Origin of the sequence: uncultured Parabacteroides sp. (assembly GCF_902493135.1) — a bacterium.
GTDB lineage: Bacteria > Bacteroidota > Bacteroidia > Bacteroidales > Tannerellaceae > Parabacteroides.
This window is the reverse complement of record NZ_CABUOD010000008.1, coordinates 1-15319: the sequence shown is the minus strand read 5'-3', so window position 1 is coordinate 15319 and position 15319 is coordinate 1. Positions and strand designations below refer to the sequence as shown.

Here is a 15319-nt window from a genome sequence, read left to right as displayed (position 1 = left end):
TTTAAACGCTAATTTGGGTATAAAGGTATTTATTTTTATCACAATAGTCCCGTAAAACACCACTAAATTCAATATCTTCTTGAAAAAACAACTCTTTTCAGCGAAGAGCGGCGTTCTGTGTAACAAATATTGCCAAATATTATCTACCTTTACCGGGAATTTAATGATGAAAGATGAGATTTGACGAATTGGATTTAGAAGAGGCCGTATTGGATGGCCTTGACGCAATGAATTTTCTGGAGACAACTCCAGTACAGGAACTAACGATTCCGGTTATTTTGGAAGGGAAAGACATTATTGCCTGTGCGCAGACTGGAACAGGAAAAACAGCGGCTTATGTGTTGCCGGTGATCAATGAACTCAGCAAAGGATTACATCCGGCCAATGCTATCAATGCCATTATCATGGCTCCCACACGCGAACTGGCCCAGCAGATCGACCAGCAAATCGAAGGTTTCACCTATTTTGTCCCTGTTTCCGCCGTTGCCGTTTACGGAGGTACGGACGGTATTGCCTGGGAACAGCAAAAACGCGGGATGGAAATGGGTGCCGATATCGTGATCGCTACCCCCGGACGTTTGTTGTCGCATATCAAACTGGGGACTGTCGACCTGTCGCAGGTTTCCTTCTTCATCCTGGATGAAGCGGACCGGATGCTCGACATGGGATTTTATGAAGATATCATGCAGGTCTACAAACTACTGCCGGAAACCTGCCAGACCATCATGTTCTCCGCCACGATGCCACCTAAGATCCGGACACTGGCTCAAACGATCCTGAAAAATCCGGAAGAAGTCAAGATAGCCATCTCCCGACCCCCTGAAACAATCATGCAAACGGCCTATGTCTGCTATGACATGCAGAAATTGCGCATATTGGAAGACCTGTTCTCACAGAGCCGTCCGCAGCGTGTCATCATATTTTCATCTTCAAAAATGAAGGTAAAGGAACTGGCATCCACCCTCAAACGGATGAAGTTCAACGTGGCCGCCATGCACTCGGACCTTGAGCAGTCACAACGTGAAGAGGTGATGAAAGAGTTCAAGAACGGACGGATCGACATCCTCGTTGCCACCGACGTCGTCTCGCGCGGTATCGATATCAACGACATCAAGCTGGTAGTCAATTTCGACATTCCCCACGACCCGGAAGACTACGTGCACCGCATCGGCCGTACTGCTCGCGGAACGAATGGCGAGGGATTGGCCATCACGTTCATTTCAATCGAAGAACAATTCCAATTCAAACGTATCGAAGAATTCCTGGATAAGGAAGTCTACAAAATACCGATCGACCCCAAATTCGGCGAAACACCTTTATACGAGCCCGAAAAATACTCCAACATGCGCCGTGGCAGAGGACGCCCCCGCAAAGACGGCGGAAAAGGGAAAAGCAGCAACAGCCGCCCCGCAGGCGGTAACAACAACCAACGCCGCAGAGGCAGACCGAGAAAGGAAGCATAGGCGACGTTTATAAATATGGAGGTGTGTCAAAAATCCTGCTTACCAACAACCATAATTCAGGCACGGATGAGACGAAAAACACGGAAAGAAAATTAATTTACCCGTGTAAATTCGTGTCATCCGTGCCTGAAAGATCGTGATAAAAGTGTTTGGACACACCTCCGATTATTCGGCAACCGGTTGCAACGTGACCGGGAACGGGGCATCCAACGTTCCCTGTACTCCTCCATCCTCAAACGAGAACGATTCCGCGGCTTTATAAATTCCGCTGGCCTGCATACTGTAATACATGAAATAGACGGAAGCCGTTTCATTTTTCCTACCCCGGATCTCAAACCGATAGACCACCTTTCCTGCAATATCGGCCTGTTCCCCTACGCCACGGCATTCATCGCCGACAAAGGCAGCCAGTATATCCTTGTCACGCCGTTCAAAAGGCAACGTTTCGGGCAAAAATACCACAGCGGACATCGTTTCCGGATACTTGCCGGACTCTTCAAAAGGAGGAACCGCCGGATCGGAAACCTTCCCATACGTCCCATTCTGTTCGAACACCAAGAAATCCCGGCACGTATAGGTCGTCTTGTTTTTGGCACTGTAGTATTTCAACGTCACCTTTTGCGCTTCTCCCTGATTTCCGCGGATATAAAGGAAAAAGAGCTTCTTTCCATTCTCCTGGACGGTAGCGATTCCGCGGCATTCATCACCAACGAAAGCCGATACTTCGTCATTCGGATCTGCATACTTTTCCAGAAACCCGGACAAGCGGATAACAGCCGTCATACTGAACTGGTAAATTCCGCTCTCCGGAACTTTCCATGCAGGAGCCGGTTCATCCTGCACCAGATCAAGTTCCCACTCAGGTTCCGGGACCACCTTTGGTCCCGGCTCATCCGAGCAGCCCCACAAAAGCGTGGAGGCTGCCAAAATGATCATATAATAAATTACATTTCTCACTTCTATCCGATTCATATTATTACTTTCTTTTTATTTTATACACGTGTTTCTTTCCGTTCACGACCACGACTGCCATATAGACCGTACGTGCCAAATCTTCGTAGCACTCCCAACGATAGTGCAAATAACCTCCGTTGACACTGGTTTCGGCATGGCGATGTATCATCTGTCCTGCCATCGTGTAAAGGTAAATCTCGATCTTACTGCCAGGCTCGGTGTCCATCACAAAGTTCAGCTCACGCTCGAACGGATTCGGATAAACCGAAATCTGCAAATCGTTAACGAAATCGATGATGACAGGCTGCTCGATGCTACCCTGCACATTGTTTGTACGATAGTCGAACATCGGAGATGTCTCGGCAATGACTTCCCCACCCCGTTCAAGAGCGAAAGAAACAGCTTCATTCCGGTCTCCACCAATCGAAACAAAGTACAACGGCCTGCCGTCATACGGGTCTTCCGTCAATAAAGCTTCACCACGCAACTCACCGCCGACATAGGCCTGCAATTTGTCTCCTGCATAAACCGGCAAACTCTCTGCAACCGTCGCTACAACAGACATATTAGCATCAAAGCGAGTATCCGTACAGGTCGTTCCGGATGTCATAGCACCACCCGAACGAGTCGGGAGATCACCGCTTCTCAAATCGTTTCCGCCCATCATGTCCGGATAGACCAGAGACGTACCCTCACCATTGTTCAACAGCATATAACCCTTGCCCGGTTCCATATAGGTCATGTTTCCTAACCAACCGGTCTTCACGCCGTACATCGAGAACGCATTCTGCGATTTGATGATGTCACCTTCCTTGGCGCTGTAGCCAGACAAAGCCTCAGCGATCGGCAAATTGGTCATCGGCAGATAACTGATATAGTTCCATTTAGCGGCAACCGGTATCGTCAGGTCTTCCTTTTCCTTGATCGCAATACCTGAGACAGAGAGTTTCTGCGCGACAGAAGATTGGATCAGATACATATGTTTGTTGTCGAATACGATATCACTGCCCAACCACGTTCCGGACTCTTTGTCGTAAGCCGCAAATGCACCTTTCGCTTCGTCTTTCACCTGTTCGTCTCCGAGTAACATCGAATTCTTCATGATTGTCACCAAGTCAGGCGCATCGCTCTTGACATTGAAAGAGACCCAATTCCAACCTTCCGTCAAGTCGATATTCTGAACCACCCGTTCTTCGGCGTCAAAAACAACCGGCTCCGAAGCCGTCCCCACAACCGAGTTGCTGCCAAACGTAACCAGTGTATCGCAATAGGCATCGTAAACAGTACCGGTACTGGCATCCCATACACGGAAGTTCAACGGCTCGCCACCCTTGATTTCGTTTCCGTAAACAGTCAGGAATACATACCACATATCATTCTTATCCACATACCGGTTGTTGGCGACACCGACACAACGGCCGCCATCGAACACGGCAATCATATCTTCGGCATCCGTCGAGAACAGTTTGTTCACACGCAGTTTACCATAAATATTCATGTTGTATTTGAAATCAGCCGGATCGACTGTCCAGTCCGGTTGCTGGTCGAACACCTTCAAGGTCACCGGCAATGCTTCCGAAACATTGTTATCCCCCTTCACATAGACCACCTCGTCATAGCGTCCGACATTCGTACCTTCGTCTACCGTAAACAGGATCGGCTGGCGTCCCAACGGGTCGATCGTGCCGTAAGCCGGATCGGCTTTCAGCCAGGCAGGAAGTCCTTCGATCGTAAAGTTCTTTTCCGTACCGCCCTGGTTTTCCACATCGACCATAAAGGTCATCGGAGCGTAGAGCTTCTTCTCCTTTGTCACTGAGGACTGGCTCCACTTCAACTGATTGCGGTTGATGTATGCGCTCCAAGTCACCGGACTCTGCATCAGGTTGCCATTGAGGTCGCTCACATCCTTAACCGTAAAGTTGACCACTGCCTTTTCCAACGCTTCGGGCGTATCCATCAGGTTGATCACCAACGCATCCTTATTGACCACAAAGGTGAACGGGATGGAGACTTCGGGACCCTTCGCCCGTACAGGCGCTTTCTCCTCAGAGGCCAACCGGCTGCCGCCGATGACCAAAGTCGAATCCGTCACCAAATCTTCGCCACTGAAAACCATCTCCCGGACGTTCGCGCTATTGGTGATATATTTATGGAAAGGCATATAAAGCATCAGTCCCATTTCCGAACCCTTCGGGCAAACGTTGTAGTTCTTATTGATGATCGTCGAAGGCAACGCCATGTTCCAAAGGCGGAGTTCGTCGACCTGCCCTTTCAGGTACATATCCGTGTGGTCGACCATCTGCGTGGCTTCCGTCCAACGGCGAGCACCGAGATACAGGTTCGTTCCGGAGAAACCGCCCAGCTTGCCTGCATCGAAATAAGTATTCAGCGCCCCGTCGAGGAAAATCTGCGCATTTCCGGCATTCCGGTTCACGGCGATGGCGAAATGATGCCAACTGTCATCGTCCCATTTTCCCGAAAGAACCTCTTCATGGCCGTTGTTACGGAACACCAACTTGTTATCGGCGAACCCGACAAACACCTTGTTACGATTCGTGTTGTTCTCGTCACCGACCCCTTTTCCATTCGATACCAAAGCGGCCTCTTTCTGTCCGGGAGCCGCCTTGAACCAGAACTCAAGCGTATAGTCCTGCGCATCGGTCAACGCGACCTTCGAGGTGTTGACAGCCATGAGCGTATCTCCCTTAAATGCTACCGACAGCCCGGCAAGCGTGCTCCAATCGGCGCCATAGATCCATGCCGTAGCCCCTTGTGCCTTGTCGGTCACACGGTCGCCCTTGCCGTCGTTCATCGGATAATAAGCCAACATGCCCGCTTCCTGTCCGGTATAGATGGTCAGCTTGTTCGCCATGATTTCGTTCGAGGCTACCACCTTGTTCCAGACACGCGCTTCGTGCATCTTACCGGCAAAATAGTTATCGCCGCTCACGCCGCGCCCGAACTGCATCGGCCCGATCGAAGTGTTCGGCTCGGAGGTCTGTACCCCGGTGATCACTTCCGTTCCGCCGAAATAAGCAGAGAGCTGGCGGTTGGATGCCTTATAGGTCATGGCGACGTGCGCCCAATCGGTCGTTTTGAAACTCTGCGGCTTGGAGGCATACACCTTTCCGCCGATGCTTACCTGGATCGAATTGTCCGCTCCGATGGAGAGTTCCAGCGCATTGGTTGTCGTCCCGTGGCTGAACAGCGTCATTTTCTGTCCGAGAGTAGACGGCAATACCCACATTTCGACCGATACGTCTTTATCCGCCAGGTTGCGTTCCGCCTGTGTCGCCAGATAAGAAGAGGTCCCGTCGAAAGTCAGCGATGTACTGTGGTCGCCATTCGAACCGTTGCGAACGGCTGTCACCTGGAAGTTCTTCACGTCGGTCATATAGCCTTCGGCAATCTCTTCGTTGAAGTTCAGGCGGATTTCGTCTTCGATGCCCAACACGCCGTCGGCAGGTTGGATATTGCCGAACACGACAGGCCGTTTCGTGTCCTTCACACCGGAAATGACCGGGGATGATTTCGTCACGAACTCGTTGCCGACCTTGCTGAACGTCACCGCGCGGATATCGTACTTCTGGTCTTCTGCCCCATAGAAGCGGGTCGAGATAGTCGCCCCCTCGATCATCGCTTTCTCGCCGGAAGCGGCTTTATAGGGAACGGAATCGTTGAAAAAGCTGCAAATGTTCGTCCAGTCCTTATCCGAACCGGAAGAGGGTTTGTACTGCACTTCGATATGGTCGAAGCCTGTAAAGTTCACATCAAACCCGTCGATCGTCAACGGCATGTAATACTTGCCGGAAGTCGAATCGAGCGAAGACTGCGTGTTCAGCGTCCATTTATCCGTCGGGTTCTTGATGTTGATATCGCTGGACGACGGGATAAAGTGTGCGGAGATGTAGACGGTATCGGCGATGTCAGCCTGATTATCGGTCGGATCGGACTGGCACTGCGATTTCAACACGAGAGCCAAGTCTTCATAATCGTATTCCGTACCACGGCGTACTTCCAGCACCTTATTCAGCACTTCGCCGTAAGGGACTTCGATCCCGCGCCCTTCTCCCAACGGCACGCCGTCGATGGAGAACTTCGCCCCCTTCTGGTTGGCAGCATCCACGATGGCGATCGTAAAGATGGCCGTTGCCCCGGACACTTTCGAATCGTTCATCAGCTTCAGGTTATAGACCGCCGCTTTATCGGACGGCACGTTCGTCACCACAGGCTTTTCGACTTCCAAGCTCGGACGTTCGATCTGCATGGTGGCTTCATTCAATAATTTTTGGTCGCCATCCTGGTATTGCGTGTATTCGGCAGGTTCGTACGGGCAAGCGGTAGCACCGCCACGGGTCTTGAATATAAAGTTACCATACTGTACGCACTTTTTCAATTTTCCGGGATCGACATCCCCTTGATCATTGAAGTCTCCCAGTTCATTATACATATTATTCCATTTACTCTTGAAAGTCGTATCGACAGGAGCAGCCCGAAGCACATCCACGCTGATATAATCGAAATCGCCTTCATCAGCCAAGACAAACCCGCTTGAAGCCGTCTCGCCTTCCGTAAAATTCTGTTCATCAGAGCCTACGCCACCGAACTGCTGGTCGATCGCTGTCACCACACCGGCGCCCCCAATCGAAAATCCGAACTCGGCTGCGACCCCGGCTGTGGCGGTAAACTCGAACGAATAGCCATCTTCTTTAGCCATCTCGTACGATTCGGTATATTCTACCGGGGAAGAGGCATGGAACGAACGGTTCCGTTCGACAAAGTCACCTTTCTTGATCGCAGCCAGCTTTTCATCTTCATTCTGCTTCAAGACACGTACCCATTCCTTGATCGCATTGTTGTACATGGAGATCGAGTCAGGCGTCCCCCCCTTAACCTTTTTCTTTTTCCCTAAAAACTTTGTCAGGAATTCATCTTCCTGTTCTTCTTCCGGGACTCCCGTGTTCGGAATAAAGATCTTATAGCTACCCGTAGATCCGAAAGTATCATCGTCTTTCGAGACATTCGAACGATAGATCATACGGTTTTGTGCAGTCGCCATCGCCTGTGCTTCCGTTTCCGTAATGGCATCCGGCGTATACAGCATATTGTTGCGCAATGTCTCCAGATTCGGGATCACGATATTCTCGATATGCATTTTCGGATAAGAGAAAAGAGTCGATCCGGAAACAGACACATTCAGGTTCGAGCCTTTACATATATAATAGGTCTTGCCATCCTTTGTAGTCGTAGCATAAACATCCTTTTCACCGCCTTTACCATCATAGGTTTCCTTGTCCAGCAATTCGATTTCATTCACCGCCCCGTAATAGAGGTTATTGGAAAAGCCGATAAAGACATCCGCAGCCGAGCCGACATTAAGCGGATCGTCGCTGGTCTGATAACGGGAATTAGTCGTCACCGTCATCGTACGTGCATCCGGATGATTGGTCGTCTCTTCGTGGTTGATGCTTGCCTGGATATTGTTCTCCATCTCCGTTTCGGTCAGGACCATTGCCCCGATGCCGATACCGGTTGCCGTTTTCACACCCAACTTTGTCGTAACTCCCTCCGTCCCGACGTTGGTGAACCCTTTCGTACTCATTGTATTATAAGAATAGTTCTGTCCGCTTTCCCACCAAGTATAGCTGGCGCTTCCGGGAGGGTCGCGCAGGATGTTCAAAAGCGTGATAGGACCGGCCGTCACAAAGTCCAGACCATCCGTATTCGGATCCGCCCCCAGAAGGAAGCCTTTCAATCCGGGCGCTTCATACTTTTTATCACCAATCGTCACGGCTATGCTCAAGCTCCCGTAATCATTATTGGCAAAACGAGGCTTATTCATCACAAGATCGACATAGAGTCTGCCCTGATCATTCAATGTCGCTTTCTGAGGAGCTGCATTCTGATTGAAAGTATTCGTAATACTTACCTCTCCGCTTTGCGTCGGGACACGGTCCACCTTAGCTCCTTCGCCTTCCGTCACGCCATTATAGGCATAATCTTCCGTTGCTTCGATATGGAAGCCCCAGGTTCCGGTCGAGAATACCGGCAAGCCTTTCCCTTCGCCGTCCTTGAAAAGATATTCCTTACTTTTTTTATCATAGAGGACAAGCGTATCCGGCTCTTCCAATCCCTTCAGATCCGGAATGGTCGTGTACTGTAAACCGAAATAATCCGTCTTGGCGCCACTTGCATTCCCCTGCTTGTAGCTGATGGTCGGACTGACACGATGGATCAGTGAATATTCCTCATTATAAGCAAGGCGATAGGTCTCCCCCTTCTTTTCATCGGTATATTCCGACGTCTGTTCGGTAAAGGCATTTTCCAGATTGACGACAGGTGCTGCATCCGGCAGCAGCCCGTCCCAACCTTGTTGGACAGTCGCCTGCGTCACCTTATATTTGACGGGATAGAGCCAGGCTTCGTATTCACCGGTCTCTGCATCAGGGGTGATCACGATCTTTTGTTGCTGGTAGCTGACCCCGTTGTCGTATTTGCTGTTCCAGTGGATCATTGTGCTGTCCATCTGGTCCGGAGCATTCTGGTCGATCACGCCGTCCTTGAAAACACCGTCTTTGTCATAGATTTCAGAAGTGACATCTCCTTCCAATTGCAAGACAAGTGTCGGGTTGTCGCCGAGGTTGTTCTTCGAGAGCGAGAAACCAAGCGGCTTATTCCCTTCCACCGTACCGCCGGCCACACGGCCGATCAGCTTTACTTTCGTCTGGTCCCAGAAGCGGACGTCGGCCATATTCGCCTGATAATTCAGGTTTATCCCCTTCGAGTCAAGCAAAAGGCCGTTTTGCTTAAACGTATGGTTCGCTTTCACCACCCGTACGGTCTGCTCGCCTACCGGTACGCTAAAGGCGAATTGTCCTTTATCACCGCTTTTGACGAACTCGCCGTTACTGACTACCGCCTGGCCGTTCACTTCGAACGTAGCTCCGACAACCGGTATGCTGCTGTTTTCATAAAAGACATATCCTTCGACCTTGACAGCCGTCTTGTTCTGGAAATTGATATTCGACATTGTCACCGCATCCGGCCCGATCGTAACGGTCTGCTCCGACGGGTCGAAATTGAAAATCGGATGGGTAGGTGTCAGCGTATAGGCTGTTCCATTCCCGGCATAGGGAATGCCGCTTACGGAATAATTGCCCGAAGCGTCCGTCAGTCCGCGCAGCGCTAATTGCTGCTGGGTCGGAAAGGCTTCGGTTCCGGTGCTTAACGTTGCGTTATGGATTTTGCCGTGATGCGCATTGTAATCGGCTTTGGAATAGGAAATGTCGTAGAACTCGTCCGTCACCGGATCGTTCAGCCGCCAATAGGCTATCAAACCTTCTTCATTACCAGTCAAAAGACGGTTGTATGTTTGCTTCACTTCCACATCGGTCAGGCCTTTGCTCCAAAGGCGCACTTCGTCGACATAGCCTGTATAACTTTTACCGATAGAGACTTTGGCCGTACTGATATCCCCGACTTGCCCGGAGGCGGAATAAGACCTTTTCAGTTCGCCACCCACATAGATATTGAAGCTGCTGCCGTCATACATGGCTGTCAGCTGTGTGAAACTCATCGTTAAAAGCGTAGTGTCGGCGACTGTCCATCCGGCATCTGCTTTGGCTTTGAACGCCGGTTTGCCGTTTTCCAGGCCGAGGCTGTAGCGTCCGAAACTGACAATCGTCGCGGTCTGATTGGTCGTTGTAGGCTTAACAAAAGCCTGGACGGCAAAGTTGGCAGGCGTCTCGATCGCTTCATCTGTTTCGATGTAGCTATTTTCGTTACCTGTAAACAGCAAGCTCTGTCCGGCCAGCAAATCTTTACTGGAAAGCATGACATCCACACCGGGGACGGCATCGCCGTAGCTGTAGGTGATGCGCCCGCTGATGATGCCGGTGGGGCTGCGGAAACCGCGAGTGATGGCGGAAGGGTTAGAGACTTTCTTGTCTACACAGGTTGTGACGGCAGCCACCCGATACTCGTAAATCATGCCCGGCACCCCCAACTGGTCATTATAGATAAATGTAGTTTGCTGCGACCCTTCTCTTGTTTCAATTGTTTTCCAACCGGTATCTTCACCCTGATCCACTATGTATTCACGGCGAAGGATCTCAAACTGGTCGATCGGGTTCCCGTCCGTTTCCCATTCGATGGTCGTATGATTCGGATAATAGCCCTTGGAGACCTCAATCGAGGTTACCATCCCCAAAAGGGTTGGCAAGATCGGAGTATCCGGATCAATATACACCGGTATCGGATTCAATGCCGGATAGTTATTATTGCCCGGTTTGACATAAACCGAATAGGTATAATTTACACATGTCATATTCAACTCATCGATCAGATAACCGTTTTTCATATCCGCTTCGGTGGCGACAACCTCATCGGTCGATTGTCTGCCGCCACCATAGTCCTTGGTTCTTTTCACGATGACCCTTGCGCCATCCGACCATATAATGTTATCGGTTTTTTCTTCCAACGTCCAAGAGATTTTGGCTTGCGGTTGTGTGCTCCAATTCAGACGTTCGACTTTGGCAGAAGCCACATTCTGGTGTGTCATCACCTTCTGGATGGACGAAGACACAACATACTTCCACTCCCACAGAGCCGCATCCGCACGACGGAGGCGGTAATAAACCGTACCGATTAAGTTGTCATTGCCGGTAGGATCGGTTATCGAGTACTCGCTCTTTCCACTTTTCAATTCCACTATACCTACCGACTTTACACCTTGCGAAAAACCGACGTCCGTGGCACGTTGCACTTCAAACTTGCCTGTTTTGCTAAAATCCTCCAATCCGCTATTATTAATAGTCCAACTGATGGTTGTAGCGCCATTCGGGGCATCTGCCAATTTGAGTTCATCCGGATAATGGAATGACTTTAACGAGATAGTAGCCGCCCGATTCGTGTGTGCATAACCATGCATCTTATACGCATACGTAAAAGTCACATCCTGAGCCTGATTGCTGATCTTATAGTCGGTCGAGCCGGTAGATGCAGTGCTTGTTATCCACCCACCACCGGACCAATTGTATTGGGAGCCATCTTTAGGGCTTGATATGCCGGTATAGGTCACGTTATAACATCCCGGTGTCGTCGACAACTGATAAGATAATTGAGGAGTCGGGAAAGTACCTCCAGTAGCTTTTCCTAAACCTTTATTTACCTTTTGTAGCCCCTTGCTGTCACCATTATAATCAATATTCAATGTGATAGCAAAATCCAAATCAGATCCTCCCCATTCTGACGGGACATACCATCTGAATCTGGCATATGCTACATCATATGTGTTGTCCTCTACGCCTTTAGTGACAGCCAAAGTATATTCGTTATAGTCTTTCTTCAAGCTTATAAATGATTTACCATCTTGACTTTCGATTTCTCCATATCCATACGGAGCCTTTGCTTTAATCCACTTGGTATCTCCATCGGATTGCCAGGTGTCTTCTTTTTCCATTGTATAAAATCGCAGGATTTCTTTACCGTCCGCTGTTAGCGAACCATAATCCAGCCCTTCATCGTTATCTTTACTTTCATATACTGGCAATCTCAGCTCTATATATCCATCTTTTAAATGCTCCGTAAACTCTACTTTATCTAAAGTTACAATGTAAGCCCCTGCTTCCTGCCATCCAACCAGTAGCAACATCCAAACTTGGAATAGAAGCAGATATCGAAAAATCTTCCGGTATCGACCCCTACAAGACCCAAGTGGGACTCTTTCTTTCGTTTGTAAAAATTGTTCCATACACATTTCGTTTTTGTTCTTATTTCTGTTATACAATCTTATTGCGCTTATTCTTGTTCGCGTTCGCGAACATCGGGTGTTCGTTATAACGAACAAGGCATGTTCGCAGACGCGAACATGCCTTGTTCTAAATTCATTCATTACAACTCTCCCGGGCGCTCTTCTTCGCCCCCTCCGCTGGGTTTTCCACCGATATAGACAGTCGTGCTTACGCTACGCGGTTCTTTCAGCAATGAGTTTCCGCCATGGCAGTACTGCGTCGTCACCGTCAACGTATAAGTCCCCGCCGTCAGGTCCGCCGGGATCAGCAGCGTCAGTTCGGACGGCTTGTTGATGGCGATTTCGTCGTCTTCGAGCTTTTTCACCACCCCTTTTTCGTCGGTCAGCGTCACGCCTACCGAGGGGTCGTCGCCCATCACTTTCAGCATCGCGCCACGGACGAAGAAGTTGCGGCCTGCCGTCGCGCTGCCGTCTTTGAGTTTCGACTTCTTGTCTTCCGTTTCGAGAATGTACATCACGTCGGCTTTCATGCCGAGGATGTTGACCGTCGTCTTGGCAATCTCTTCACGGATCATCTTGTCCTGGATGAAGGAGACGTAGACGGAGTTTTTCTCCGGATCCCATTTGCCGCCTTCGATCACGCCGGTAAACTGGGCGACGGCGCGGAATAGGCTCGTGTTGACACTATAGCCGTTCAGGATAAACCGCGCGACAATGCGCAGGAACAAGGTTACCACATGCACGATTGTCTCCGTCCGGAGGCCCGTGTCTTCATTCTTCATTTCCTCACAGATTTTGTCGAGGTTAACACTCCCTGCCGATTCGAGCAGCAGGATTTTGTCGTCTTTGTTGTCGGTGGTGACGGTATTGTCTGCCAACCAACCTTTCAGGGTATTCTGCATGTTTGATATATTTATGGAAGGGAACTTCCCCTATCCCGTTTTTTTGACATTCGATCTGCTTTTCACTTCTTATTATAGATGAGAGATGGCCGGCGTTCTGCAGGAAAATACAAACGCCGGCCATCTCTCCATTATGGAGAGCCAGACCGAACGTTTGTACACCATTCTATTTATTATAATAATGTGCCGGATTACTCCGACGGGTTAGTGGATGCAAAGGAAGAAAAGAGGAATCGGGAATGCGTGCCAATTAATCCTACGGTATGCTAAATTGTCATCCGACTCAGGTGAAACCGGCCTATTCCTATCATTTTTGGAAGGTAAAACTATCAGAGCTTGTAAACTGGTTATTTTTTTATACTTTTACAGCCCGTAACATAATTCATGGAATGAAAACATTTTACACGACCTTGCTCTTAGCCGCCTGTATCTTCTTAGGAAGCCAATGTCACCCGGAATCCGGAGAAAAGACACCGTCTTCCTCCGCCGACAGTCTCTATACACTTACGTATATCCAGTCCATCAGGATCTCGGAGCCGGAACGCGCCTTGCTCCTCTTAGACACGGCGATCATGAAAAACCGTATTTCCGAATTCAAAGCCGATTACATGCGGTACTGTATCTACGACCAACAGGGGATGTTCCATATCGCAGAAAACTATCTGCAAAAAGTGATGAATAGCGACTCCATGAAAACCGCTTCGCCCCAAACAGAGATACAGATAAAAAATGCATTCGTAGACCTCAACACACGCTTTTCCAACTATCCGCAGGCCATGCAGGTCGCAACAGAATTGTGCGAAAAAGCCCGACTGGCAGGCAACAAAAGGCTGGAAAGCGAAATGTTGCATCTGATCGGAAAGATTTACCGGAATCAAGGGGTGGACGAAGAAGCCGACCAGTACACCATGCAGGCAATCGCACTGCTTGAAAACAGTTCGGATATACGCGAGCTTGCTTACCTCTCTTTTATTTACGGCCAGCAAATGACTGACTGTCTCAACAAAAATGAACTGGAGAAAGCCATCGAAACCGGAGAGAAGAGGAAAAAGCTGATCGACAGGATGAGCGGAATGCCCGGACCGCCGGAAGGTTATTGCGATGAGCAATACGGATATTTATACAGTAAACTGGCGGCTATTTATGAGGAGAACAAACAGCCGGAAAAGGCAGCAGCCGCCTTCGATAAATTCCGTTCCACCCGGTTTTCGAAGACAGAGGTCGGACACAGGGATGCAATCCCTTACCTGATCTGCTCGAAACAGTTCAAAGAGGCGGCCGAGACGATCCCCGACGAGCAGATCTTCGGGAACGACACCATCAACGGCGATTTCATCAACAATCTGGATTATCGCTCGGAAATCGCGGCCGGAAACGGCAACTACCGCGCCGCCCTGGAGTACCGGAAACGCCGGGATGCGATCAAAGACAGCATCAACGCACGCAATAAGCAGAACGCCGCGTTAGAGTTGGCGACCATCTATGCCACGAATAGAAAAGACCTGCTGATCAAGGAACAGGACGCCCAAATAGACCGGCAACGAATCATACTGATCGCCACGTTAGGGGCATTGTTGTTCGCCGGGCTTACGATTTACCTGATCGGCCGGCACCTGCGCATCACCCGGCAGAAAAACCGCGTACTGGCCAAACAGATAGATGAAGGAGTTGTGTACCGGGAGAAACTGCATAAGGCAAACGATGAAATCGAAGAACTGAAACAGCTTTATGCCGCCACCCTGCAAACCGGTACATCCGAACAGGAGCAGGAGGCGGAACAAAAGGCGGGAAATGCCTCCGATTCGAGAACGGCTCTTCTGAATCAAAAGTTATTCAACGAGCTGGAAAGGGTGATGGAAGAAAAGAAGTTGTATCTGGATCCGGAGATTTCGCGGGATGCTTTGCTGAGACAGGTTCATATTTCCAAAAACGTGTTCGCACAGTTGATACAGACTTTCGCCGGTACGAATTTCAACGGGTATATCAACAACAAACGGCTGGATCACTCCATCAGCTTGCTAAAAGACTACAATTCTTACACGATCGAAGCGGTGGCTGCCGATTCGGGTTTCAATAATGTGCGGAGTTTTTATCGTACATTCAAAAATAAATACGGAATGACACCGTCGGAATACAGAGATACATTCACATTGGATCAATAAAAGAGGGACGGCTCCGTGTTTACGGATGTACCTCTTCCATTCTTTCCAACTCGCATCCCCTGAACTGCATCACGATGAGGTGGAGCC

Annotated in this window: 5 protein-coding genes; 2 read left to right on the top strand and 3 right to left on the bottom strand. The window is 49.6% G+C overall.

Going from position 1 to position 15319, the window contains the following annotated elements; all coding sequences use genetic code 11:
* Positions 1-173 precede the first annotated feature (173 nt).
* Positions 174-1463 (top strand): DEAD/DEAH box helicase, encoded by a 1290-nt coding sequence (locus RDN79_RS05210; protein ID WP_298554844.1) that lies wholly within the window; start codon positions 174-176, stop codon positions 1461-1463.
* Between the two features lie 165 nt (positions 1464-1628).
* On the opposite strand, the gene RDN79_RS05205 is transcribed toward RDN79_RS05210, so the two are convergent.
* The 3 genes from RDN79_RS05205 to RDN79_RS05195 all read right to left on the bottom strand — a co-directional run bounded on the left by RDN79_RS05205 (position 1629) and on the right by RDN79_RS05195 (position 13070).
* Positions 1629-2435, bottom strand: coding sequence for a hypothetical protein (locus RDN79_RS05205; protein WP_298554846.1), 807 nt, complete (start codon positions 2433-2435; stop codon positions 1629-1631).
* A 4-nt stretch (positions 2436-2439) separates the two neighbouring features.
* Positions 2440-12069 (bottom strand): LamG-like jellyroll fold domain-containing protein, encoded by a 9630-nt coding sequence (locus tag RDN79_RS05200; protein ID WP_298554848.1) that lies wholly within the window; start codon positions 12067-12069, stop codon positions 2440-2442.
* A gap of 239 nt (positions 12070-12308) precedes the next feature.
* Positions 12309-13070, bottom strand: a complete 762-nt coding sequence (locus RDN79_RS05195; protein ID WP_298554850.1) for a DNA-binding domain-containing protein — start codon at positions 13068-13070, stop codon at positions 12309-12311.
* Between the two features lie 389 nt (positions 13071-13459).
* On the opposite strand from RDN79_RS05195, the gene RDN79_RS05190 reads away from it, so the two are divergent.
* Positions 13460-15232, top strand: a complete 1773-nt coding sequence (locus RDN79_RS05190) for a helix-turn-helix transcriptional regulator (RefSeq protein ID WP_298554852.1) — start codon at positions 13460-13462, stop codon at positions 15230-15232.
* Positions 15233-15319 lie beyond the last annotated feature (87 nt).

Coding starts and splice junctions, on each gene's coding strand:
- RDN79_RS05205 (WP_298554846.1), bottom strand. CDS start 2,435: ATGAATCGGATAGAAGTGAGAAATGTAATTTATTATATGATCATTTTG.
- RDN79_RS05210 (WP_298554844.1), top strand. CDS start 174: ATGAGATTTGACGAATTGGATTTAGAAGAGGCCGTATTGGATGGCCTT.
- RDN79_RS05190 (WP_298554852.1), top strand. CDS start 13,460: ATGAAAACATTTTACACGACCTTGCTCTTAGCCGCCTGTATCTTCTTA.
- RDN79_RS05195 (WP_298554850.1), bottom strand. CDS start 13,070: ATGCAGAATACCCTGAAAGGTTGGTTGGCAGACAATACCGTCACCACC.
- RDN79_RS05200 (WP_298554848.1), bottom strand. CDS start 12,069: ATGTTGCTACTGGTTGGATGGCAGGAAGCAGGGGCTTACATTGTAACT.